At 43.6% G+C, this 25,282-nt stretch carries 24 protein-coding genes; 15 read left to right on the forward strand and 9 right to left on the reverse strand.

The annotated features are described in order from the left end of the window. Positions 1 to 344: 344 nt before the first annotated feature. Together glgX and HW45_RS25480 are read left to right on the forward strand one after the other, a co-directional pair. The gene (gene glgX, locus HW45_RS25475) at positions 345 to 2,309 is read left to right on the forward strand and encodes a glycogen debranching protein GlgX (RefSeq protein ID WP_051868383.1); all 1,965 of its coding nucleotides are present in this window, start codon (positions 345 to 347) and stop codon (positions 2,307 to 2,309) included. 151 nt (positions 2,310 to 2,460) lie between these two features. Next, positions 2,461 to 4,224, forward strand: a complete 1,764-nt coding sequence (locus tag HW45_RS25480; RefSeq protein ID WP_038230790.1) for a sensor domain-containing diguanylate cyclase — start codon at positions 2,461 to 2,463, stop codon at positions 4,222 to 4,224. A gap of 32 nt (positions 4,225 to 4,256) precedes the next feature. On the opposite strand, the gene HW45_RS25485 is transcribed toward HW45_RS25480, so the two are convergent. Further along, positions 4,257 to 5,132: a LysR family transcriptional regulator gene (locus HW45_RS25485; protein WP_038221951.1), complete on the reverse strand. Its 876-nt coding sequence runs from the start codon at positions 5,130 to 5,132 to the stop codon at positions 4,257 to 4,259. Positions 5,133 to 5,272: 140 nt separating this feature from the next. Continuing rightward, the gene (locus HW45_RS25490) at positions 5,273 to 6,442 is read right to left on the reverse strand and encodes a hypothetical protein (protein WP_038230791.1); all 1,170 of its coding nucleotides are present in this window, start codon (positions 6,440 to 6,442) and stop codon (positions 5,273 to 5,275) included. A gap of 371 nt (positions 6,443 to 6,813) precedes the next feature. Between HW45_RS25490 and HW45_RS25495 the strand changes: the two genes are divergently transcribed. The 3 genes from HW45_RS25495 (at position 6,814) to HW45_RS28505 (ending at position 8,723) form a co-directional block, all read left to right on the forward strand. Continuing rightward, positions 6,814 to 7,269, forward strand: a complete 456-nt coding sequence (locus tag HW45_RS25495) for a PACE efflux transporter (RefSeq protein ID WP_038230793.1) — start codon at positions 6,814 to 6,816, stop codon at positions 7,267 to 7,269. Between the two features lie 112 nt (positions 7,270 to 7,381). Then, a complete protein-coding gene (locus HW45_RS25500) occupies positions 7,382 to 8,059 on the forward strand; it encodes a DUF2057 family protein (RefSeq protein ID WP_038230794.1) in 678 nt (225 codons plus the stop codon). A gap of 61 nt (positions 8,060 to 8,120) precedes the next feature. After that, complete coding sequence (locus HW45_RS28505; RefSeq protein ID WP_051868386.1) at positions 8,121 to 8,723, forward strand: SGNH/GDSL hydrolase family protein; 603 nt, start codon at positions 8,121 to 8,123, stop codon at positions 8,721 to 8,723. 82 nt (positions 8,724 to 8,805) lie between these two features. On the opposite strand, the gene HW45_RS25510 is transcribed toward HW45_RS28505, so the two are convergent. The 3 genes from HW45_RS25510 to HW45_RS25520 form a co-directional block, all read right to left on the reverse strand. Continuing rightward, complete coding sequence (locus HW45_RS25510) at positions 8,806 to 10,194, reverse strand: SLC13 family permease (RefSeq protein ID WP_006070113.1); 1,389 nt, start codon at positions 10,192 to 10,194, stop codon at positions 8,806 to 8,808. Between the two features lie 285 nt (positions 10,195 to 10,479). Next, positions 10,480 to 11,331: an alpha/beta fold hydrolase gene (locus HW45_RS25515; RefSeq protein WP_038230795.1), complete on the reverse strand. Its 852-nt coding sequence runs from the start codon at positions 11,329 to 11,331 to the stop codon at positions 10,480 to 10,482. Positions 11,332 to 11,394: 63 nt separating this feature from the next. Continuing rightward, positions 11,395 to 11,979, reverse strand: coding sequence for a TetR/AcrR family transcriptional regulator (locus tag HW45_RS25520; protein ID WP_006070115.1), 585 nt, complete (start codon positions 11,977 to 11,979; stop codon positions 11,395 to 11,397). 130 nt (positions 11,980 to 12,109) lie between these two features. On the opposite strand from HW45_RS25520, the gene HW45_RS25525 reads away from it, so the two are divergent. From HW45_RS25525 to HW45_RS25540, 4 genes are all read left to right on the forward strand, one after another. Continuing rightward, entirely contained in the window at positions 12,110 to 13,066 is a 957-nt protein-coding gene (locus tag HW45_RS25525) for an AEC family transporter (RefSeq protein WP_006070116.1), read from the forward strand. Between the two features lie 104 nt (positions 13,067 to 13,170). Beyond that, the gene (gene thiM / locus HW45_RS25530) at positions 13,171 to 13,962 is read left to right on the forward strand and encodes a hydroxyethylthiazole kinase (protein ID WP_038230796.1); all 792 of its coding nucleotides are present in this window, start codon (positions 13,171 to 13,173) and stop codon (positions 13,960 to 13,962) included. A 9-nt stretch (positions 13,963 to 13,971) separates the two neighbouring features. Next, the gene (gene thiE / locus HW45_RS25535) at positions 13,972 to 14,601 is read left to right on the forward strand and encodes a thiamine phosphate synthase (RefSeq protein WP_038230797.1); all 630 of its coding nucleotides are present in this window, start codon (positions 13,972 to 13,974) and stop codon (positions 14,599 to 14,601) included. A gap of 8 nt (positions 14,602 to 14,609) precedes the next feature. Then, positions 14,610 to 15,476, forward strand: coding sequence for a hypothetical protein (locus HW45_RS25540; RefSeq protein ID WP_038230798.1), 867 nt, complete (start codon positions 14,610 to 14,612; stop codon positions 15,474 to 15,476). 30 nt (positions 15,477 to 15,506) lie between these two features. Here the strand turns inward: HW45_RS25540 and HW45_RS25545 are convergent, their stop codons facing one another. Continuing rightward, a complete protein-coding gene (locus tag HW45_RS25545) occupies positions 15,507 to 16,070 on the reverse strand; it encodes an SPOR domain-containing protein (RefSeq protein ID WP_051868387.1) in 564 nt (187 codons plus the stop codon). Positions 16,071 to 16,272: 202 nt separating this feature from the next. Here HW45_RS25545 and nhaD point away from each other — a divergent pair, with 202 nt between their 5' ends. Beyond that, entirely contained in the window at positions 16,273 to 17,715 is a 1,443-nt protein-coding gene (gene nhaD / locus HW45_RS25550) for a sodium:proton antiporter NhaD (protein ID WP_006070121.1), read from the forward strand. Positions 17,716 to 17,797: 82 nt separating this feature from the next. Here the strand turns inward: nhaD and HW45_RS25555 are convergent, their stop codons facing one another. Next, the gene (locus HW45_RS25555) at positions 17,798 to 18,232 is read right to left on the reverse strand and encodes an Mpo1 family 2-hydroxy fatty acid dioxygenase (RefSeq protein WP_038230799.1); all 435 of its coding nucleotides are present in this window, start codon (positions 18,230 to 18,232) and stop codon (positions 17,798 to 17,800) included. A gap of 174 nt (positions 18,233 to 18,406) precedes the next feature. Between HW45_RS25555 and HW45_RS25560 the strand changes: the two genes are divergently transcribed. The 4 genes from HW45_RS25560 to HW45_RS25575 all read left to right on the forward strand — a co-directional run bounded on the left by HW45_RS25560 (position 18,407) and on the right by HW45_RS25575 (position 22,411). Further along, positions 18,407 to 19,417, forward strand: a complete 1,011-nt coding sequence (locus HW45_RS25560; RefSeq protein WP_051868388.1) for a linear amide C-N hydrolase — start codon at positions 18,407 to 18,409, stop codon at positions 19,415 to 19,417. A gap of 252 nt (positions 19,418 to 19,669) precedes the next feature. Further along, positions 19,670 to 20,788 carry a DUF1254 domain-containing protein gene (locus HW45_RS25565; RefSeq protein ID WP_038230801.1) on the forward strand — a complete coding sequence of 373 codons (1,119 nt, stop codon included), beginning with the start codon at positions 19,670 to 19,672 and terminating at the stop codon, positions 20,786 to 20,788. 195 nt (positions 20,789 to 20,983) lie between these two features. Further along, the gene (locus HW45_RS25570; protein ID WP_038230802.1) at positions 20,984 to 21,871 is read left to right on the forward strand and encodes a LysR family transcriptional regulator; all 888 of its coding nucleotides are present in this window, start codon (positions 20,984 to 20,986) and stop codon (positions 21,869 to 21,871) included. Beyond that, positions 21,872 to 22,411 carry a hydrolase gene (locus HW45_RS25575; protein ID WP_038230803.1) on the forward strand — a complete coding sequence of 180 codons (540 nt, stop codon included), beginning with the start codon at positions 21,872 to 21,874 and terminating at the stop codon, positions 22,409 to 22,411. Between the two features lie 72 nt (positions 22,412 to 22,483). Here HW45_RS25575 and pdxR read toward each other — a convergent pair whose 3' ends face one another. After that, positions 22,484 to 23,941 (reverse strand): MocR-like pyridoxine biosynthesis transcription factor PdxR, encoded by a 1,458-nt coding sequence (pdxR, locus tag HW45_RS25580; RefSeq protein ID WP_038230804.1) that lies wholly within the window; start codon positions 23,939 to 23,941, stop codon positions 22,484 to 22,486. A gap of 91 nt (positions 23,942 to 24,032) precedes the next feature. Here pdxR and HW45_RS25585 point away from each other — a divergent pair, with 91 nt between their 5' ends. Continuing rightward, complete coding sequence (locus tag HW45_RS25585; protein ID WP_038230805.1) at positions 24,033 to 24,692, forward strand: pyridoxamine 5'-phosphate oxidase family protein; 660 nt, start codon at positions 24,033 to 24,035, stop codon at positions 24,690 to 24,692. Between the two features lie 152 nt (positions 24,693 to 24,844). Here the strand turns inward: HW45_RS25585 and HW45_RS29790 are convergent, their stop codons facing one another. After that, on the reverse strand, positions 24,845 to 25,015 hold the full coding sequence (locus HW45_RS29790) for a hypothetical protein (RefSeq protein WP_167360938.1): 171 nt from the start codon (positions 25,013 to 25,015) through the stop codon (positions 24,845 to 24,847). Positions 25,016 to 25,282: the final 267 nt, after the last annotated feature.

Genomic DNA, 25,282 nt, shown 5'->3' on the forward strand with positions numbered 1-25,282 from the left:
ATATGGTGCGGAATGACGGATTGAACGGTGTCAGATTAACCAAGTAGTAAGTGCGATACGTCCTCCACCCTGAAGATTGTTAAGGGGGATGAGAAAGGATGAGAAAAATAACCGTATGGTGTTTTTTAAGGATAAGTCACAAAAAAAGGGGGGAGGAGTAGCGGATTTGGTAATGTTTTGACGCACAAAATACGTCTTACATCACTTTTTACAAAATAACGCCAAATAAACTGAAATTAAATTACATTTAAAATTCTGTGATCTTAACTTGACCTAATGTTTACAAAGCTATTAACTATTGAAAGTTAAGTAATGTCATTCACGAACAAATAGAAAAAAATCTTATGACACAACATCAATCAAGCCCATATCCATTAGGGGCGACGCTGGATAAACGAGGATGTAACTTCGCGATCCATGCTCCAGATTGCCCAGATATCCAATTAGCTCTCTTTGATGACAACGATAATATTCAATTGTTCCCACTCCCTAATGAATATGCTGGAGTAAGGCATACCCACATTAGCGAAGTCACGGCTGGGCAACGTTATGGTTTTGTCATAGAAACGTGTGAAGAGCGTCATTTCATATCAGATCCTTACGCAAAATCGTTGGACAAAGCCCTGCACTATATTCCGCCATTTGATGCATCAAAAAGCTTTGAACTACCGAAATGTGTGGTCATTGCTGACGACTTCGATTGGCAAGACACTAAGCTACCAAGAATCCCTCGCGAAGAAATGGTGCTGTTCGAAACTCATGTAAAAGGCTCCACTAAGCTCAATGAGAAGGTCCCATCGCAGAATAGAGGTAAGTATCTAGGCTTAGTCAGCGAAGAGATGCTGAGGTTTTATAAGCAGCAGAATATCAATTCTATACAATTGCTCCCTGTCGCTGCCTGTATGCATGAACCTCACCTGCTCAACATGGATAAAGTTAACTATTGGGGCTATAACCCATATGTCTTTATGGCACCAGATCCGCGCTATGCAGATTCAGATGCTGTCCTAGAACTAAAATCAGCTATTCGTGAACTTCACCGCCATGGTATTGAGGTCATTCTTGATGTGGTCTACAACCATACTGCAGAGGGTGGAGATAACGGAGCGGTCTTCAATCTGAAAGCCTTGGATTCTAAATTCTATCTACGCCATGGTGAGTTTTTTGCAAACTTTACCGGTTGCGGAAACACGGTTGACCTCAATTATCAGCCAGCACTCAACCTTGTTATGGATACACTCCGTTATTGGGTTCAAGAGTTCAACGTCGATGGCTTCCGTTTTGACCTTGCTGCGACACTCGGTCGTAACGGAGATAACTTTAACCGTGACGCTGCCTTCTTTAGAGCTGTCGCGCAAGATCCTGTATTAAAACAGACTAAGTTAATTGCAGAGCCATGGGATATCGGTCCTAATGGTTATCAAGTCGGTAACTTCCCATTTGGTTGGAATGAGTGTAATGACCGTTTGCGAGACATTACGCGCAGTTTCTGGCGGGGCGATCAAGGTTACTTGAAAGAGTTCGCTACCCGATTAATGGGTTCTCGAGACCTATACAGTGCGGCAAATTGGCCATATAAACTGACCGTGAACTACATCACCTACCACGATGGTTTCACTATGCAAGACTTGGTGTCATACAAGCATAAGCATAATGAGGCCAATGGTGAACAAAACCGTGATGGACACGGTGATAATCGCTCAGACAATTATGGCGCAGAGGGCGACACAGACAACCCAGTCATCTTGGCAACTCGCGAGAAGCAAAAGCGTAACTTTATGGCAACGCTGCTCTTCTCGTTTGGTATTCCCCATATTTTGACCGCAGATGTGCTCTCACACACGCAAAAAGGTAATAACAACGCCTATTGCCAAGACAATGAGATCAGTTGGTTGGACTGGAGCTCAAGCGAGCCGAAAGAGCACTTCAGACAATGGCTAGCTGACATGCTTGCCGCTCGCCGGGAGTATATGGTGCCTTTCATCCGCGCATTTAGCGGCGAGAAGCGTAACGACAATCGCATTTTCTGGAGCCGTGTGGATGGAAAATTAATGAGCATGGAAGATTGGAATCGACTTAGTAGCGTCGCACTACATATTGGTATTGGGGATGACGGCGATGAGATGGTTTACTTAATTAACCAAACCAAAGCACCTGCTCGTTTTACCTTGCCAAACGATCGAAACCAGACTTGGAAGACCATTTGCGATACTCATATTGCAGAGTCTGAAGTAGGACATGCTGAAGGTGAAATACTTCAAGCTCCAATGTCGATGGCTATTTTGCACTTTTCTCCAACAGATTCATGATCTAACGTTAATCCATTCATCAATAAGAGGTTGTTTTTCAACCTCTTATTTTTATCAATTGATCTCTACTAACTTTACGTCAAATAATTGTTTTGTATCCCTTATCTAAGACGTAGTACCATTTCCGCATGCTCAAATGGTTTAATACAATATGTCTCTGCCGAAAATCCTACTACGAGCCCTAAAACCGCTCACTTTTGCTCTTATTGCAGCGCTTATTTTTATCTCCTATCAGCAATATCAACATTCTCTTCAACTCGCGAAATCTCAATCTCAGTCCAATGTGAAAATGGCAACGGCACTAGTTTGGTCACAAATTGAAGCGACCTTTGCAAAAGTGGATTTACTGCAAAAGAATATTGACGACGCACGTTTTGCTTCACTTGTTACGCAAACACTAGACAACACGTACCTGTATAAAAGTATTAGTGTGTTCGACCCGATCGCTCAAACCTATGTCGATAATCATGGAGAAGGTATTAGCGAGCAGACAAAGTCATCGATTCAGTGGCACTCCTTCGATGCTCTTTCGCACCAGTATGCTGTTTCGACCCTATATCAAAAGCAAGATGGGCTCTGGGTATTTGCTATCAAACAGCAACTTAGTCACCCCAGGCTAGAAGTCTGGTTTGAGGTAGACGCTCAGCATATCACCCAATATCTCGCGAATATGAAAACGCTTAAAGAAGGCTATGTATTCGTAATAGATGGCACTAATGGCCGACTTATTTTCCATCCTAATCCTCTGAGAATCGGCACAGAATCCATCAGCTACCTAAAGGGTCTAGAACAGAAGATCACCTATGGACAAACTAGAGGTAGCTACGAATACCACTACAATGGCGAACTCAAAGTCAGTATGTTTGACGCAAGAAACCCAATGAAATGGATATTCGTTTCTGGAACGAGTCGAGCAGATATTCTGTTTACGTCTTATCAGATTTCACTCACCGCTTTGGTGATATTAGCGCTGTTATCGCTGGCTCTATCTATTAACTACATCAGTTACCAACTCAACCACTCTTTAGCAAGACTCAACCAGGCGCCTGACATTGCTCATTTTAAACACGATCTTCGCGCCATCGTTGACCGTTTTATCTTCCACAAAGGCGTACAATTTTGTCTATACGAACAAGATACTGGGAGCTTTAAAACCGTCGACTTTCATGGCAATACCAAAGTTATTCATCAATGCCAGTCATTGCCGTCCATCTTCACCTCACGTCAATTGAACTATGTATATAACAGTAACAATGATGCGTTAGCGCGAAAGCTTCAAGTGAATGGGCGTCATTACATATTGCCGCTATTTCAGAGGGATACCCTAATTGGCGTGATATACGTTAAGAGTGCGTTTTTTGCCTTTGATGGCGTAATAAGAGCTATTCGAGATTTCTCTGAAGTCGCTCTTTCAAACTTATTGCTGTTCCAATACCTCAACGATAAGGATTCACTTACTGGACTGGACAACAAGCTCACCATGCGTTCAGAGTTGACCCAGCAACTCAGAAATTCTAGCGCTTATTTTGCTTTGATCGATATAAATGGATTAAAAAGAATCAATGCTGACTATGGCGATATGATTGGCGACACGATTATTCTGTATGTAGCAGACATCATCAAACGCAGCTTCCCAAAGCCAAAGTCACATTGCATTGCTCGCTATGAAAGCGGACTATTTGCGGTACTATTCGAGGCAAACGACAACGTCGATGCGAAAAAGCAGCTTGAATGGTTAAGACAGCTGATAGAAAAGCTACCTTTGAACATTCATGATGAATGGATTACAGCAACCGTCTCTATTGGCGTTACAGCAACTGGAGATAGTACAGATGGCATTATTGGTAGAGCTACTCAAAGCCTACAGCAGGCAAAACTAAAAGGTCGTAATCAAGTCCATATTCATCAAACATAAAAATAGCCCCTCGGTTGAGGGGCTATTTTTACTTAGAAGACACCAAGCATCTCACATAAGTACTTAGCGGCAGGACCTAGCCTCGTATTGGATTTCCACAGCACATCCGCTGAGTTCATCATTTCATAGCGCTGGAATTCAGGCCTAAAATCAATCAAGGTACCCATCGCCTGCTTTTCAACAGTGAAATCTTTAGGCACAATCGCCCAACCGATACCCTGTTCCACCAGCTTGATCACATCTTCTTGATCGTCTGCTTGCCAAATATCTTGAGAAAACGCGCCCTGAGCCTGAAGCACCGTATTCTGCATCATGCTGCGACATACAATTTGTCGTTCGCCAATAAGGGTTTCATTGCTCACTTGCTGCATGTCGGCAAAAATCGAATCTGGGCTACAAATACAGACCCACTCAATATTAGCGATAGAAACAAAGTCTAGCCCTTCTGGCACCGCATCAGCCGCTAGGTTAAAGCCAAGCTCCACTTCATCTTTAATAATCGCGTTGGTGAGATGATGTGCTGCGAGTCTCGAAACATCGACTTGTGTGAAAGGAAAGCGTTGAGACATTTTCTCAATTGCGGATTCCAACAAAGAAAATGGCAATAAAGGATCAATGGCTATCTTAAGTGTATCTTCGACACTATCAACGCTAGCTTGAGAGTAATTACGAATTCGTTCAGCTTGTCTTAATAGCACCTTAGCTTGCGATAACATTCGCTCACCCTGCGGCGTCAGCTTAGGGTACTTGGTACTGCGATCGAAGAGCGTAATCCCGAGATCGACCTCCAGATTATTGACACCAATGCTCACTGAGCTTTGGCTTTTTCCTAAATGCCTCGCAGCAGCAGAAAATGAGCCTTGTTCTGCCGCAGCGACAAAAGCAACAAGCTGTTCAATATTCAGCATACCCAACCCTTTGACTATATTATTAACAAGCGCACTATCGTAAAACAATAGCACAAAAATTGCACCCAAAGATAAACCAAAACAATAATGCCACTACCGATTATTTGCACTATAAATCAATAAAATGGCTGAGATGGCAACTAGAAAGCTTCTCCAAATCGGATATAAAAGCTGGTATTACCCATCTTTGATACCGCAGCGTCTACACCAACAGTAAATCGCTCCTTGGCATTCAATAAGTAACGAACACCGACGCCAGCCGATGGCACAACTTCAGACTGAACCGAGTGCGTGTAGTAACGGTCCTGATTACCTATCACCGCCGCACCAGCGAAAACCACACCGCTCCAAAGTGTGGAGAACTTGTGCCTATATTCAATTTCAGCTTGGTACACTGAACTGCCTCGGTATTTATTCCAATCGGCACCACGTAAGCTAGGGGTAACAAACTCATATTCTGGCGCATCACCTAACATTTCCTTACCCATGACTCGATAAGCCAGCACATCATCTCCAATTGGAAAATATTGACTGATTTCTGCATCCAGTCTGGTAAAGCGTTTGCCCGTCCGTTTATCTCTTGAATAGTGCAAAGTACTTAAATCGACGTTTAATCCCTTCGTCGCCCCCATCATATTATCGCGAGAGTCGTAGGTCATAAGCAGTCCGAGCGCGCTATTGCTACCACTCATTTCTTGCTCAAACGCTTTTTTAATTTCTGGATCGGTATGCTCATTAAGGCTCGCATTACCACCACTCCACAAACCCTGCACACCTAAATAAAGGTCATCAATAATTTGCTTACGTACCTCTGCGTAAACAAAGTTAGAGTAGGATGAATATTGAGCGGCTTTAGGTAACTGCATTCCGACGCGCCCTGTGTATTTCAAATTGAGACCAAAGTGTCCAGCATAGAAACCCGCACGCCACGCATCATGCGCGAAAACATGTTCATGTCCTATGATTGCCATGCCACTGCCTGTATCAGTGTATTGACCGTAAAACATACTGGTAGAGGGGTTTTTAGCGCCTTCGGCTCGGTCGTGAAGGTACATGGCATTAACGCCAAGACCCAGACCAAGTGCATCATCAGTAATTGGAACAGGAAATGCGGCGAACTTGCGGTCAGGAAGCTCATCTGATGTTTCCACCGATTCTTCGGGCTTGTCCTGACTCTCTGTTGAAGTCTTCGATTCGCTCGCATCGCAATAAGGGGCAAAAGCTAGTATTGATATAGCCATCAAAGTCGATGAAAAGTTTGGCGTGTTCAAATGAAATCTCTGTGCGTTGTTGAAAATCGTACGTAGCACTTAGATTCCATTCTTTTGAGACCACTTAGGCTCATTGAGTGCAGTTTGGTGGAGGTATCACCAATCGACATCCTACTAAATATTAGTTTGAGGAAAAAGACCAAGTATCCGCATAGTTAATAGGTAATTTTCAAAACTGGCAATTCAGAACAAACAATAGTCGATCATATATATATTAATAACACACCAAACGAGCAACTCATTTATTGAAGTTATTGAAAACGTATATTTAGATCATATTCTTACGAAAATATGGCATTAGAGTCACCACTCCTCCGACCAATTCGAAAATATAATAGATCGATCTTCAAAATGTAATATTTTTTTTATAAAGTTTGCGCAATTCGATGAGATGTGAAGGAGAGCACATTGTGAATTCAAAAAATGTAATGCGAAGCCCTGCGGATAGATTGAGACATACTATTTTGTTCGAGCTATTACTGTTACTTATTGCAGCACCAATTTGTATGTTTGTTTTCGGAGCTAACGTCAAAACCGCAGCGTTAACTGCATTTTCGCTGTCGTTGATCGCTATGGTCTGGAACTACATTTACAATTATGCTTTTGATCGAGCTTTGATTTACTTACGAGGGACACCAAAAAAGACCCCCACTCAACGTGTCTACCACGCATTACTGTTCGAGTTAGGGTTACTAGTCGCGACTATTCCATTATTGGCATGGAGCTTAAACCTATCATTAATCGATGCCGTGCTAGCTGACTTGGGCTTCGTAATTGTGGCTCTATTTTACGCCTATTTCTTTAATCTGGTTTACGACGCCGTATTCCCGATCGTCGACCACAACAATGACAAGCATACATTGTAAATTTTTGATTAAATTCCATATTAGTATTGCGGCGAAGATTGCAATCAATCCACAACATAGGCAATCTAGTGTACGCTAAACTATTAGAATAATTCTGCTAGGATAAAATAAAATGAAAGCTTCTAAGATTCTTGCTTGTGCATTACTCGCTGGTTGCAGCACCATGGCTGTTGCTGATGTGACGATCAAAATCCCTGACTCTGTTGATCTACTATCAGTCAATGCTGGAGACCCAGTTACAAAATCCAACGGTTTCTTCTCTTCTGGCAAAACCGCTACGCTTCCAGATGGTGTAAACCAAATTGTCTTTCGCTTCGAACCTTTGTTTGATTTGAATCGAGAAGAACGTGTGACGGTTCCAAGCAAAGCAATCATCGCTCGTTTTGATGCTAGCAATACAGAACTTACTCTAGAAGTCCCTTCTTACCAGAATGAGCGCCAAGCTAAAAAGGACATTGATAGCTTTAAATGGTCTTTGGTCGACGCTGATGGAAATGCTATCCCAGTAACTCAGGATAAACTGATTAAAGACGGTATGCAGATCGGCCGTGACTACAACCGAGAAGCAGAAGATTACAACCGCAAAGGTGGTGTAGCCGCTATCGCAGCAGCAGGTGCAGTTACCGCTGTAACGCTACCCGCAACCTTACCTGCGAATTCAGCAAACGCAGAAATCGCAGTACCAGGTGGCGCAGCAGACAATACGGCTGAAGAGATGCTCATCTTTTGGTACAACAAGGCAGATGCAGACACTAAAGCCCGCTTTAAAGAATACATCAGCAGCAACTAATCTAACTTATTCAAAAGCCGCTCTTAATGGAGCGGCTTTTTTGATCATACGAGAATAATACGTGAAAAAAATTGTCCTATTGGGTGACAGCTTGACGGCTGGATGGGGTTTAGCCACAAATCAAAACTGGTCAGATAAACTCATTGCAGCCCATCCAGATATTGAGTTTATCAACTGTGGTGTACCCGGTGACACGACAGCAGGAATGCTATCTAGATTCAAACAACAAGTTTTAGATCAAGCTCCTGATGCCGTTGTTCTATTTGGCGGACTGAACGACCTCAACTGGGGCACAGACATCAGTGTGGTTGCCAGTAACCTCAACGCTATGATTGCTCAGTCTCAACATCATGGTATTCAACCCATTTTGATCGTCACTTCTGCTATCGACCCAGTTGGTTCGCTCCCAATGTTTGGCGATCGTAAAGACACCGTCGAAACCATTCGTAGTGCGGTTCAGCAGTTGAGTCAAAAACACGCTGAAAAGCTGAAAGCAATGCACAGCAGCGGAGAGAATGGTCTTGAAATCGTGGATATCTACCAAACGTTTGAACAATATGCATGCGAAAGAGGCTACGCATCGCTATACCAAGCCGATGGTATTCATTTGTCACCGCTTGGCGCTCAGCTTATCTATAATGCGCTGGACGAAATAAACTGGTAAGCAAAAGGGTCATCAGTACACACTGATGACCCTTTTGTATTTACGACCTATTTGATTATTTAGTCAACTCGATGACGTTAGACTATGCCCAAAAGCTCATTGCAATTATGGTCAAAGCGCCGATACAAGCGATATTCAAGATAATACCAATACGCATCATCTCTTGCTGTTTAATATGACCAGAGGCAAAAACAATCGCATTCGGAGGTGTCGCTACCGGAAGCATAAACGCACAAGAGGCTGCCACTGCAATTAACACCGACAAAATCACCGGCGACATTCCAAACGCTTCAGCGACACTCGCAAAAACCGGAATCAGCAACGCCGCACTCGCCGTGTTACTGGCAAACTCAGTTAAGAAGACCACGAACGCCGCAATCACCAAGATAATCACCAACATATTGAACTGAGAGATCATGTCACTTAATTCATTGGCAAGAAAAACACTCGTTCCCGTCGCCTTAAGGACATTACTCAAACAGATACCACCACCAAACAGTAGTAAGACACCCCAGTCTGCGGTCTTCTCAATATCCTTCCAATGAACTACTCGAGCAAAGTTCACCGCAACAATAGCGCCAAGAGCAACGATGGTGTCGAATTTCGCATACCCGCCCAACATTGCATTGATCGGTTTGCTGAATATCCACAAGAATACCGTAAGACCAAAGATAAGCAGAGTAACTACTTTCCCTTTATCCCAATTCACTTGCTCATGATTGATTTCGAACTCACCATCAAGCTTAGGTTTTAATACAAAGAACAAGACAGCTAATGCAATAGGGAGCAGAATGATTGATGTTGGTAAGCCAAATGCCATCCAGTCAGTAAAAGAGAGCCCTACTTCTGCTGCGGCGATCGCGTTAGGTGGACTTCCAACCATTGTTGCAATACCACCAATACTCGCACTATAAGCAATGCCAAGTAGTACAAAAACGTACGTGTTATGGCCGCTTTCTTCATTCACTTTACTTAATACACCAAGCACCAATGGCAACATCATTGCCGCGGTAGCAGTATTACTGATCCACATAGATAAAAGTGCGGTAACGCCAAACAGCATAAACACCGCAACGCTCATCTTACCTTTTGCCATCACTAGCACTTTATCGGCAATAACCTTATCTAAGCCTTGCCTATGCATAGCGGCCGCTAGTGCAAAACCACCCAAGAACAAAAATATGATGGAATTGGCAAAGTTATTTAAAGCAGTCTGCGTATCAAACACACCGAACAAAACCGCAATCACCGGCACCAATATAGCAGTCACAGTCACGTGAAGCGCTTCGGTCAACCACAGCACAGCAATAAACGCTAAGATACTAATTCCCAGCACAACACTGGGTTCAAATGGTAAGGTGTTATAGAGCACAGCAAACAGCACGACGTCGGCAAGAATAATCATGCTGTTACGGTTAAAGAACCACTCTCGGGTATTGGAGGGTAAGGGGACACTATCGTTTCTATTCATTATTATGGCTTCCTTTGATTAGACGGGCGAAAACGACCTTGAAACACGCTTCAATGTCGCGGCCCTAACGCCATAAACGAGATAATGAAACCGGAAGTTAGATTCGATCAGAAGGCTGACTGTATCCGATGTAGTTATATTAAAGAGGATACGACACTGATACTCAGTTTCTACGCTTATGGGACCAAGTTATGATCCCATATAGAAAACCAAGCGCATAATGAAAAATTATCAATCTGTTAACCACATCAACAATATGGATATAATTACAACATCTTGATTTTATTAAACACCAATCAGCTTATCAAAGCTCGATTTTGCCTCCTGACATTGCATAACGCGACCATGACCTTGTCCATGTGTCGTGACCAACTCTACATTGACCATCTCTTGCGCTGCTTTCTTCGACACGGAATATTTAGTGAAACGATCCTTTTCATCATGAACAATAATAGTTGGCGCATTGCGAAGCGCTAATTTGTTATAGGGATCGATGGTTTGCAAAGGGTATTGATATTGGGTTTGGATATCATCGACTACCGCTTCAAACAAACGCATCGAATAGCCAGAACGCGCGACGCTACCAAACAAATTATCAAGATAGTCGAGAACCGGCGCGATAAGCAGCAAAGGTTTATCATGAAGTTTCGCGTGCTTACATTCAATCGCCGAAGCCGTGCCCATGCTATGCCCAACTAACCCAGCAACATCGTCTTCATTATCCAGCAGACCTTCTAAACCGCCAACAAAGGCAGGAATATGCCCAAACGCACCTTCACTCTCACCATGAGCAGGATGGTCATACGCAAGCGCAGTAAATCCTCGACTTGCGATGTGCTCCATTAGTGGGAAGAATTGGCTTGCCGTACCAGACCAACCATGAGTTAAAATCCACACAGGACCTGTACCAAGACGATATGTCTTTAACATTCCTTCTGGCGTCGCGATCTCACCCTTTACCAATCCCTGAGGCTCAGAATTCTTTGGTTTAGAACGAACAGGCGTCAACAATAGCTTCTTCGCGGTGTTCTTCGCATGATTAGGCGCCAACTTATGATGAGCGCGCGTTGTAAGGTTAATCATGCGCTTTTTAAAACTGAATTTATTAGAAGTGTTGAAGTAAATTTTGTCACTCATGACTGACTCTTCCTTGCAGCACGATTCGAACGGTCGTGCTTTTTTATCTTAAAAAAATGTCTATTAGCTCGACCAAGACTCAAAAGACTTAGTCACACTATTCCAAAACCTTTGGCTACTTTCTTCTTGCCCAACGAGGGAGTAAAAAACATGCGCACTAAGATAGTGCCCATAAAGTTCAAATGCCGCTTGCTTAACATCCAGATCTTTTTTCAACTCACCAGTTTCGACGGCCTTCTCGATTTGTATCGTTAAGTAGCTGATCCAGCGATAAATCGCCTTGCGTAGAGAAACTTGCAGTTCGTCTTGACGATTATCACGCCAAGCATCGATAAACATACAGCTGCCTTGGAAAGATTGATTCCAACACATCCAGTTATCAATCAAATGCTTAAGCTTATCAATAACCAACTCATGCTGATGCTCTCTTACAGGGGCAATCACACGAGTCTGGAACGTAGCGTCGGCATACTCAACCACCGCTACCTGTAAGTTCACTTTGGAATTAAAATGCGCAAATAGACCACTCTTCGACATCTGACACTGCTTAGCCAGCTCACCGATCGTCAGGCTTTCTAAGCCTTCACGACTCGCTATGCCGAACGCTTGATTAAGAATGTGCTCTTTGGTCAGCTTACCTTTGCTCATTTAAATCTCTAATAAAACGAATACACCACCAATTTAGCACGGTCGTACTTTTTTGCAATCCTTGATTTATTGGGATGAGAAGATGTGGAATAATTATTCAATGCTACTGCGCTGATAATATGGAATGTTTATGGACTCTTTGGTCGACCAACTGCTGTTTTCTATCACCATCACGGGCCCAATTTGTCTTATGATCATTTTGGGAGTAGTGTTCAAACGAATCGGTCTGATCAACGATAATTTTATCGACGTGGCGTCTAAGTTAGTCTTTAAAGTTACCCTACCCGCCATGCTATTTTTAAGCATCGTCAACTCCGAGCACAATTTCTCCGCAGCGAGCCAATTCATTACTTTTAGTATTATTGCCAATATACTTTTCTTCATTTTCACATACACCTCCGTTGGCGCCATGTTTCGTCACTCCACGGATAAAGGCGTCATTATTCAAGGAAGTTTTCGAGCTAATACCGGGATTATAGGCTTGGCTTACGTCGCCAACGCATACGGAGAAAAAGGTGTCGCTTTAGCGGCTATCTATGTTGCTGTCACTACCTTTATTTATAATGTTCAAGCGGTTATTTGCCTTACCCCAAAAGGCACAGACTCTGGTGTTTCAGCCGGAAAAATCATGCTGACTACATTGACCAAAAACCCATTAATTATCGCAATTGTGTCTGGTCTGGTATTCTACATGTTGTCGATTCCCGTGCCTGATATAGCCATTGATGCCGGTAATTATTTCGCCAGAATGACACTGCCATTAGCCCTCCTTTGTACCGGAGGGTCGCTAGACTTAAGCTCGATGAAAAAAGAACAGAAACCAGCATGGCTCGCCAGTAGTTACAAACTTATTTTGGCTCCATTTGTGGTGACAACAGCAGGCTACTGGTTCGGTTTTAGAGGTTTGGAGTTAGGCATTCTATTTTTTATGAGTGCATCGCCAGTCGCTGCTGCAAGCTACGTCATGGCTCGCTCTATGGGAGGAAACTCAGTGCTTGCAGCGAATATTATCGCACTGACAACAGTGCTTTCGACGCTTACTTGCACTGTCGGCATCATTATTCTGACCTCTTTACACGCTATCTAAAGCAAACAGAGCTAAATACCATTACAATCATTCAAAAAGTCATAACCTGAGCCTGTTTTAATTTATTGTGATTCTATCGGCTCAATCTAGGTTTGGAGATAAACATGAACAAAGACCTTATTATCAACGCACTACAAAAAGTACGTGAGCAAAAACCACTTGTCGTCAATATTACGAATTTTGTTGTCATGAATAGCACCGCCAATGCACTTTTAGCGGTAGGCGCTTCACCAATCATGTCACACTCAAAGCAAGAAATGGCGGAAATGATGTCATTCGCAGGCGCACTAGTCATCAATATTGGAACTTTAGATAGTGTGTGGCGTCCTGGTATGTTCTTCGCCGTAGAACAAGCCAATGAGAATAATAAGCCAGTTGTACTCGATCCTGTTGGATGTGGCGCAACCAAATTAAGAACCTCAACCGCTCGTCAACTTGCAGAACTTGCTGACAACTTAATCATTCGTGGTAACGCATCAGAAATCATTGCCATGGCAGGGGAAAAGTCACAAAACAAAGGTGTCGATGCACTCGATTCAAGTGAGGCAGCTTTATCTGCAGCGCGCGCATTAGTAGAGGCTTACAACTGCTGTGTCGTAATCTCAGGTGAAACCGACTACGTCGTCAATAAAGAAGCCACTCACGCACTGAGTAATGGTCATGAGATGATGCCTTTTGTCACCGGTATGGGATGCTCACTATCAGCGGTAACAGGAGCCTTTGCTGCGGTTGGTGAAACCACAGGCCTTGCGGCTGCGGCAATATTTGCCATCGCAGGTGAAATCGCGGCTGAGCAATCAAAAGGCCCAGGTTCTCTGCAAATGAATTTGCTTGATGCTCTGTATCAGCTTAGTGATGAAGAAGTGCTACGCCGTCTCCACATTAAAGAGTGTTAAGGACAAACGATGACTCGCAACCCTTATCGACTCTATCTTGTAACAGACGAAAACCAAGACCTCGATACGTTAATAGAAGTCGTGAAACAGGCTGTTGAAGGTGGAGTGACAATGGTACAAATACGTGAAAAGCATCATGATATTAGGACCTTCATCACTAAGGCAGCAGCTGTCAAAAAGGTGCTTGAGGGTACTAACGTTCCATTGATCATCAATGACCGAGTAGACGTCGCCCTTGCCATCGATGCGGATGGCGTGCATTTGGGACAGACAGATATGCCAGCGACCCTAGCTCGAACCCTTATAGGTGAGGATAAGATTCTTGGTCTTTCCATTGAAAGCGAAGCGCAACTGCAACAAGCGAAACAGCTTCCAATCGACTATATTGGGCTAAGCGCCATATTCTCAACGACAACCAAAACCAACATAAAAACCGAATGGGGGCTTGAAGGGCTAACGAATGCACTTCAACAGTTAGAGCTACCTATTGTGGCTATTGGTGGTATCAACGAATCAAACTTGTTAGATGTGGCAAAAACTGGTGTTCATGGTGTCGCGATCGTTTCAGCAATCAGTCATGCCGGCTCACCCAAACAAGCAGCTCAGCAACTGTTAACTATTATGGAAAAGGCCGAGTAAGGAATCGAATGCACGATAAACTGTCCACATCCGCACTAGCAAAAAGTCGAAACCAAGAGTCTAAAGCACTGTTTACGCTTTTGAAGCGCGCAGGTTATATCAGCTGGCACGAGTCCAGTTGGTTGCTAACTGATATTGGACATCGTTTCGGTGGTGACTATGTGGACAGTGAAAAATATGGACGCTTTATCGTGTGGCCGTCAAACCTTGTAATCGACGATACACTTATTAGTGACTCAACACTGACTGCAACGCAACTTGGTGAACACTTTGCGCTTCCGGCTAAAAAGATCAATCTTCTACTTAGTGAACTAGGTTGGATAAAGCGTGACGATAGCCAATGGAAGGCGACGGCCATTGGCCTTCGCGCAGGTGCTCGTCTTCGCAAAGATAAACATAACAACAATGAGTTTGTGGTTTGGCACCCCTCTGTATTACGCCACGCTCGATTAAAACAGTCCGTCATCGAATTTAAAGGTCACGATGCAGAAGCGCACTCTACTGAAAAATCCTTCTCAAGTTTTCGGCAGAAATTCGCGGCAAAACATCGCACTCTCGATGGTCATTACGTTCAATCGAAAGGCGAGTTAATTATTGATAACTGGTTATATATGGCAGGCGTTGTTCATGCTTATCAAAGGCAGTTACCCATAGAACAAGATGTTGTGAGTGATTTTTACTTACCACAAGGGAAAGTCTACCTACAATATTGGGGATCAGATAGCGATGTAGCAGACGACAGAACCATTGAACACACACGTGCGCTTTATCAAGAGCATGACCTGAGTCTTATTGAAATATTCCCAGACGATATTCAGAATTTGGATGAGCTATTACCGAAAAAATTAAAGCCGTTTGGTATCAAAGCTTATTGATTGGCTCTAATCACAGTAATCAAGCCTTCGCTAAAAGTAACAGAGGCACGAGTTGCGTCCATGCTGCCCAGCAATCATAAAAGGAGTAGCCACAACCACTGCACTATAGCTTTCTTTCAACGAGTTCACAGGTGACTCTCCTTCAGCACTGGCCACCAACTGGGTTTCACTGGTAGTAATCAAAATACTGGTTGTTCTGATAAACGCATCTTTATAGGCGGGTATAGCTTTCACCTCGGCTAAATCGAAACTTGCTGCTTCGAAGTTTTCATAAGGACCAATCAAGCAACGGTCTCCGTCTATTTCAGGTTTTAGCCATATCGATTTACTGACATTTTGCTGCAAGTTGCTAGGTACTGCACGCAAACTTCCCGATTGAACAAAACCACATTGTATCCAGAAAGACTTATCACTTTCGCTGGGCGCACTGCGTCCCCACAACCCTTCTCCAATAGGACATTCACTTTCTAAGACTGGGAACGGCAGGTTTACTTTGTTGGCACTGTCACAAACGTAAGGTTGCGTTTCGGCTAGGGCTGGATTCGCAAATAGAAACATTAGTGTCGTCAACAAGAATGAAATGACTGTTTTCATGAGTTTGCTCCCTTCCACCAAATTAGACAGATTCCTTCATCTAAGCCTAGGAGGTCTGAAAACATTGTCAAAAGTCTATTTTTTAACCACAAGCTCTTCATCAGATTCGAGTTAGCTCACAACGAAAATGTTGAATAACCTTTAAAATATCGTATCGCAATTGTTAGCGCCTGATTTTATTTAGCTTTTGAAGGTTCAAAACATGATGAAAAAAAGTCGATGGCAGACCCTTTTTGTACTCCCTTTTATCGCCACGTCTACTTTCGCTTCGGAAACGGTATCTTCGGATACCTTTAACTTCACTCAATCCACAGTAGGTTATGCAGCATTACTTATTTTTGGTATTGCTTACACCCTTGTCATGATGGAGGAATACCTTAAATTACGTAAGTCAAAACCTGTTCTGCTCGCAGCAGGCTTAATTTGGATAATAATCGGCTTAGTCTATAAAGACCTAGGTCAAATCGAAGTTGCGAAATCCGCACTAGAACATAATTTGCTCGAATACGCCGAGCTCTTACTATTCTTGTTGGTCGCAATGACCTACATATCAGCAATGGAAGAGCGGCGACTATTCGATGCACTTCAATCTTGGATGGTTGGAAAAGGCTTTAACTTTAGAACCTTATTTTGGTTAACAGGTATCCTCTCTTTCTTCATTTCCCCTATTGCCGATAACCTCACCACCGCATTATTAATGTGTGCAGTCGTGCTTAAAGTCGGGGGAAGCAATCTACGATTTGTAAATATTGCCTGTATTAACATCGTGGTCGCAGCTAATGCGGGCGGTGCATTCAGCCCATTTGGTGATATTACCACCTTAATGGTTTGGCAAGCGGGGCATGTGTCTTTCTCCGAATTTATGCCTCTGTTCGTCCCCTCAGTGATTAACTACATTGTGCCTGCGGTGATCATGTCGCTGTTTGTTCCTAAAACACAACCCGATGCGGTCCATGCTCACGTAGAACTAAAACGTGGAGCGTTTCGCATTGTTGGACTCTTTATTCTCACCATTGCAACGGCCGTTGCCTTCCACGCAGTGCTTCATTTCCCTCCGGTCATGGGCATGATGATGGGACTAGCTTACCTACAATTCTTTGGTTTCTTCCTGCGTAAAACACTGCCTCGCTCCATTGCGAAGAAGAAAGCCATCGCTATTGCAAACAACGATGAAACCGCTCTGAAACGACTAGGTTCCATCGTGCCGTTTGATGTATTTAGACGAGTCTCTCATGCCGAATGGGATACATTGCTATTCTTCTATGGCGTGGTGATGTGTGTCGGGGGGTTAAGTTTGCTAGGTTATCTAAGTGTGGTCTCAGAAATAATGTATACCCAATGGGATCCCGTTTGGGCCAACGTAATGGTAGGTATTCTTTCGGCCATCGTCGATAACATTCCAGTAATGTTTGCGGTATTGACTATGAACCCAGAGCTCTCGATGGGCAACTGGCTGCTCGTAACGTTAACGGCAGGTGTCGGCGGTAGCTTACTATCTATCGGTTCAGCAGCTGGCGTTGCATTAATGGGTGCTGCCCACGGTAAATACACTTTCTTCGGACATTTGAAGTGGATGCCGGTGATTGCCCTCGGCTACGCCGCCAGTATTCTCGCTCACCTTTCGATGAACGGAGGACTGTTCTAAACCGATTGTCGAAGGCATTATTGCCACATACAAAGACCGCTATCCTAGTTTGACTGGGATAGCGGTCTTTTTAAGTCAACCATCATTTCTGGCGAAACACCCAAATAGGTCCAATCAGTAAGAACTGTAAGTCATCAAAAAACGATGGCTTTTTTCCTTCAATCTTGTGTCCAACAAACTGCATTATCCAAAGTACCACAAACAAACCGATACAGACGGTTAGCACCGACATTCCGAGCATTGCTGCGAAGGTAATAATTGCTAGGCACGCGAGAGTAAAGATCAGCATCTGAATAAACACCGACCGTGATAAACGAAAATAGAAAATCATTACAGGTAGCATCACAATCCATACCCAGTTAATAGACATGCCACCAAGTGGTAACTGAGGTAGACACCAGATCAACCCCACAATAGAAAGATAGATACCGGGAACTGCGATTTTGTGTATTTTTCGATTAGTGCTGTTCTGGTGACTCTCTCCGTAAGCATCTAACCACTGCTGTAACGACTTCATTTGACTTCCTTGTTATTCGACTGGTGTTAATACTCTAGACCAAAATCATCCACTCTTCCTATTCATTTGATCAACTAGCCTGTAAGCAATGGTTATAGGTGTTCATTTAAGCTATTAACAATAGTTCTCTATTATGGCCTCAACAGAACACGACACCGAACAATTGAGGTCATTATGAAAAAGTCAGTACTAAGTTTAGCTCTTGTCGCAACACTATCTGCAGGTTACGTCGCTGATGTAACAGCGTGCACATCTGCAATCTACAATAATGGTGACGCTAGTCTCTCAGTGAGAACCATGGATTGGTTTGGACACGATGACGCTGTGGTTGTCGGCATAGGTAAAGGAGTCTCACATCAATACAGCACCACCAAAGAGTCAGTTAACACGACTAGCAAATACGCGTCTATCAAAATCAAATCATTCGAGCCGCAAATTGTCGCCGAAGCAATGAACCAAGAAGGTTTGGTCGCTCGTATTCTTTACCTTGGTTTGGAATACACTGAAATGGCACCTAATCGCGCCGGCGTGCCTGACGTCGATGCATCACAATTTGTAAATTATGCGGTCGATAACTTCGCTTCCGTTGAGGAGGTCGTTGCTACATTAGACAGGATTGATGTTGTCCAAGACAAAGTATGTGATTTGCCAGGCCATGAAAATGAGTGCCTTCCAGCGCCTGTGCATTATCACCTCACCGACGCAAATGGTGACAGCGCGGTGATTGAGTTTGTTGGCGGCGAGGTCAAAATCTATCACGGTAATGTGACGGACGCACCGAGTGTCCAGTACTTATCCAATGATCCTGAGTTCAGCTTCCATATGAACTTGGATAAAGAGAAAGCAGAATCGGGAGCAACGATCCGCGCTTATGATAGACGACTACGCGCTAAAGAAGTGGTTGAAGATATGTATAAGCGCGACGTTACAAACAGTGGCGAAGCATTGAATAGCCTGAAAGCTGCTGGAGCAACGGTCTTTGCTGGCTATGACCAAATTGACCCATATCTCAACGATGTCTTCCCAACCCTATGGACAATCTATACAGACCAGAATGCGAAAGCGATTTACCTAGACCGTTACGACACATGGCAAGTAGAGAGTTACAACTTTACGATGTTCGATAACAATCAAGCAGCAGAAGTCGTACTCGGTGCTCACCCTAAAGCCGAAGCTGCTAACTAGTGACATAGATGCGTAGTTAATATCCTAGGCTTCATCATGGTTCGTTGGTTATAGCGAACCATGATATGCATTAAAGACATATCATAAATAAAATTTAATGATTTCAAAATATATCTTTATCTCTCTATGATTTACCCAGACCTAAGGAAATAAACCAATTGTCGTTCTAGGGAAAGTCATACGATCAAACGAACGGTCGGGCAGCGTCCTCAATGCTCGAACAGTACAATAGAGACATGAAAGGTTATTGAAATGAAAAAACTGACAATCATCGCTTCCCTGACAGCAACCCTGTTCACTTCTGCGTCAATCGCTCACGATCTTGGCGACCATTTACCGAAGAAAGGGCAACCGACTGAGACTCAAATCTTGAACGGCGGCTCAACAAAAGTTACCAAAGATAACTTTATCCTTGCGGAGTCCGACAAATACTTTTTCGAGCAGCAAGAGAAGTCTGGCATCAACCAGTTTACTCACGATCGTCAACTACTCACCATGGATACCCAAACCGTTGTACGCCAGAATCGCGATACGCTCTACTCTAAATCAATCTGGGATGCCGAGGGTGGCGTAACATTCGAGCTACCAATACTCGATTCCTATCAGACTCTTCAAATCATCGACGAACAGCATCGCACTGTCGCTGTCCTATATGCAGAGAAAGGGAAGAATAGAATCACCATTACACCAGAGATGCTCTCTTCTGGTCAGCATGTTTGGGTCATTGCACGCACCCAAGTTGTTTCCAACTCCCCTGCCGACATTAAGGCCGGAAATGCGAAGCAAGATATGATTAAAGGGACCGCCAACTTTGCAAATCCTTATATACCAAAAGGATTTGACCAGTTTGATAGAGAAAATGTTCGTTTATCTTTAGAAGCCGATGTACTCAAGCTCGACTTTACCAAGGCGATGGGTGCACCTGAAGGCAAGCCTTTAAAACCAGAGCAGAATTTAGAACAACGTAAAGTCGAACTTTTCCATGCAAGAGGTTTAACATCGATGGGATTCGGAGGATTGCCTAGTGAGCACGCTTACTACAAAGTTTTACTTGCTGAGGATCGCTCAGGTCAATGTCAAACAATGAACTTCGACGCCCCACCACTGGGTAAAAACGGTTTCTTCTCAATCACGACTTACGGCGCAGATGCTTACGTTCACACTGAGAAATTTGCGTTATCAAGTCGCGAAGATGAGCTCAAACAGAATAGTGATGGCAGCTATACCGTTAACTTTAACTGTGGTTCTCAGGCCATCAACAACATTGAAGTGGAACAAGGCTGGACAGGAATACTACGAATGTATAAACCTAATTCCGATACCGAAATCGTGACGTATGCAAAAGGTGTGGAGCAGCCTCACTCGAAATAATTTCGTTCCGTTATCGTTAGCATCAGCAGCGCTAGTTGACATCTAGCTGGCGCTGCATATTTACAATGTAAAACCTAGGAGAAACAACAACCGACCTTAAATAATACCCTCCCAATGAACAAAGTGCCCCTTCATGCTTTACCTCTCTACAAAATTCAAGCACAGTAGAAACACCTTCTTTTCTCGGAGATCAGTATGCTACTTAATACCGAGCGACTTCAATATCTGGTTTGTATTGCCGAGACTGGTTCATTTTCTGCGGCGGCCAGAAAACTCAATGTCAGTGCTTCCGCTGTGAATCAAGCGGTACAAGCGATGGAAATTGATATTGGCATTCGTTTATTTGAACGTGTTGCCGGAAAGTCTCCCTCACTGACACCTGAAGGAAAAGCGCTGTACTTCCAAGCGCTTGAAATTGTTCCCCGCTTGCAAGCTATAGAACGAAAAGCACGTGCGCTGCAAAGTGGTGAAGAGCCCTCGCTGACGATTGCTACTCACAGTATGACCTTATATCCAAGGTTTACCGAACTAATGTCTTCATTAACCCTGCAGTTTCCAGAACTAGAGCTGATTTTAGTTGATGCAGAAAAGCACCAACTATCAACCAAGGATGAGAGCTTAGGCGCTGACATCATGATTGCGCCTGGCGGGTTATGCCCCCAACGAGGCTCAAATGCACAAATCATAGATAATATCGAATGGTGCTTCATAACCTCACCTAATCATCCGTTGGCAAAGCTCAAAGGTGAGATTACATCAGAAGATCTAGAACACTATCCCCAGTTACTATCCTTAGAAGGTAAAGTTGCGACTAGCGAACTACTGGAATCGCTGCGTTTCAGCCCTCGCCTCATTCGTTACGAAACCCCTGATCAACTGCAAGACATGCTGCTTTATGGTGCTGGTTTTGCCGCTTACCCAATCAAACTGGCTCAACCATTTATCGACCATGGTCTAGTAACCAAGTTAAATGTAGGACATTATGATAGTTCTATGGTGTGGCCAGTGGAGCTGTCGTGGCGCAGTGGACTCGGCACAGTTGGAACGTGGTTTATAGAACAAGTATTAGAACAGGAACGTTAAATGCTAGAGCAAGACAACACCCAATTAATGATCATTGATGTACAAGGCAAGCTTGCCCAAATCATGCACGATAAAGAGCACTTGTTCGCCAACCTAAATACGTTGACCAAGGCTGCACAACTCATGGAATTACCCATTGTTTGGGTAGAGCAAATCCCAGATAAATTAGGTCATACTATCGATGAAATTCGCCAAGAACTTCCCCACCTATCCCCCATTGCAAAAGATGTGTTCAGCGCCTGGGGTGAGATAGCTGTTCAAGAGACGCTCCAACGTAACAATAGAAAACAAATACTATTGGTCGGTATTGAAGCACATATTTGTGTCCATCAAACTGCTTGCGATTTGATGGACCAAGGATATGAAGTTCACCTTGTTGTCGACGCTATTTCTTCGCGTGCACCAGAAAACAAAGAGCTCGCAATCCAACGCCTGTCAAAACAAGGGGCCATGTTAACTTCCACTGAAATGGCACTCTTTGAACTACAAAAAATCGCCCAAGGCGATCAGTTTAAGCAATTGCTAAAACTTATTAAGTAATCGCTGCTAATTTAAACGATTAACGCTGTTTTTACTAAAATTTTAGTATTTACTGATCAATGGACTATAGATTTATTCCGCGGGATCGACAGCATTGTCGTTCTTTAGCTCAAAATAAAGCACTGCCAATTTTTCAATACTCTCTGATATCGACTCTAACGGCGCATTTCCATAACCTAACACAACCGAACCGCAACGACGCTTGTGGTTGATAGGTTCATAATAATTCATCGGTCGCACCACGATATTATGAGCTAGGGCGAGATCGGAAAATTGATGCTCATCGACGTCACTTTGCCACTGAACAGTAATGTGCAGCCCAGCTCCTTGGGAGACAACTTGCCACTCAGTTCCAAAACGCTCAGTAATGCATTGCTTCATCAAGTGGTATTTTTGCTCATATCGACGGCGCATTTTACGTATATGGCGAACCAACATACCTTCATCAATGAACTCAGCTAACGCGGCTTGTGTGTGCGATGGTGTGTCACCAGAAAGCGCGTCTTTTATTTCTAGACAGACTTTAACTAAACCTTCAGGAACCACCATATAGCCAATTCGCAATGCATTAAACATTACTTTGCTCATTGAGCCGATATACACTATATGATTTGCATTACCACTCTCTGCTGCTAGTCCCTGCATACTTCGTAGTGGACGACTATCAAACTGGAACTCACTGTCATAGTCATCCTCAATAATCCAACTTTGGTTTTCTTGAGCCCAGCTGATTAACTGCAAACGTTGCTCCGTCTGAATAGAGCTACCCATTGGATATTGATTGCTTGGCGTTAAGTAGACACCTAGTGCTTTTTGGTTGATGATATGTTCGGTATTCAATCCATGTTCAGCTGTCACGTCGACAAATCCATAATCCATCTTGAAGGTATCGAGCACCTTGACGACCTGACGGTAACCGGGGAACTCAACCAACAACTTGTCGTTGTTTCCCAAGCTATTGATTGCCAGCAAAGCGATAGCTATAGATTGCTGAGCTCCAGAGGTAATAATGATTTGGTTCGGATTACACACAACAGAGCGACTGCTGGTTAAATAACGATGCAACGCTTCACGAAGTGGTAGATACCCTTGTAGATCTTGGTTTCCCAATAGAGAGATTCGGGTGCTATGACGTTGTAATAAGCGGTTCCATTGGGCTGTAGGAAACAGCGCTAATTCAGCAACACCAGGTGAAAATAAACCACTTTTAGGCGTGTTATCAACGCCCAACGCAATTTCAGTCTTGCCTTCGGGTGCGTTGAGATATTGGTCGGGCAGGCTTAAAGAAACAAAAAAACCACTGTGCGGCTTCGATACTAGATAACCTTCCGCTACTAACTGATCATAGGTTTGAATAATGGTATTGCGGCTCACCTTAAGTTGATTCGCCATCGTACGAGTGGACGGCAATTTGGCGCCCGATACCCAACGTCCATTGAGGATCCTTGAGCGTATTTGGCTAAAGAGATTGTGCTGAAGCGTGACACCGGATTTTGCCAATGAGATGTCGCTGATATCAATAACATTCAAACTGGATCTACCATTTTTATCTATTTGGACCTAACTAGAGTACCAAATATTATTTACTTTGGCGTTAACTGCAATCGAATGGAGAACGCCAGTGCTTTCAAACACGACAAGAACACAGATTAAGAAAGGCAGCCATAAAGCCGTCTTCGACCCACAAGCACTCTACGACATCATTGATGAGTCATTAATTGCCCACGTCGCCATCAATGATGACAACGGTCCTATCGTGATTCCTATGCTGGCATGGCGATTGGACAATAAAGTCTATATACACGGCGCCAAGAACAGTCGTTTGCTTCGTACGCTCAAAGCGGGACAAAAAACCTGCTTAACGTTTACTCTGTTTGATGGCTGGGTATTGGCCCGCTCCGCTTTCCATCATAGTGCGCACTATCGAAGTGCAGTCGTCTTTGGTCAGTTTGAAAACATTGAAGAAAATAAAGAGAAAGACCGAGTGTTAAACCATTTTGTTGAGCATATTGCACCAGGTAGAACTGAAGAAGTTCGCCTCAGCAACGAGAAAGAGCTCACCGCAACGGACGTGCTTGCTATTGAACTCAACGAAGCTTCGGTGAAAATTGGCCGTCATGGAGTCAATGACGACAAAGAGGATCTCGATCTAAAAGCGTGGGCAGGCATTCTACCCTACCGCACCGTTATAGGACCGCTTGAGCCTTGCGATGATCTCCATCCTAGTATCGAAACACCTGATTATTCGAGTGCATACAAGAGTCGTTGGCACGAGCAATAGGCTATTTAACAATTGTTGTTAAGCCGTCAATAAATGGTCGCTTCCAATACTAAGAGGTGGCCATCACTCCGATTAGCACTCCCATCGCAACCGCTAAATAGAAACTCCAGCACAGGGTCAGTCTGCGTATTGCTTTCGCCTCTTGAAGATCTTTAACCATCGAAACACACTCGATAGGTAACAATCGCAACGGCACCGCCTAAAATCAGTAGAAACACCATTAACTCTATTAACCATTCTTTGTCATTCCAACCAAGAAACTCAACCTCACTCTCATTTAATTCAAAATTGAGGTCATCATAACCTTCATCTAACTCACACATAGCCACTCCTGCTCATCACGTTACAGATGAATACTACTCAGAGATGGGCGTTCAATATATCAAGTAATATCTAAATATCGTTCAGATAAACTTAACTTTACGTGCGAGAAAAATGAGAGAAAAAAACGGCTCCTAGTTGGGAACCGTTGAGATTGGAAAAGTGCGTCTACACCATGTGTCAATCAAGACTTAAATCAGTGATTCAAGTTAATTACAAGCTTAAGGTACCAAAGCATTGAAGTGCTTCAGTAAGGGTACTTTAGTGAA

It is taken from the genome of Vibrio sp. ER1A (assembly GCF_000733315.1).
Taxonomy (GTDB): domain Bacteria; phylum Pseudomonadota; class Gammaproteobacteria; order Enterobacterales; family Vibrionaceae; genus Vibrio; species Vibrio mediterranei.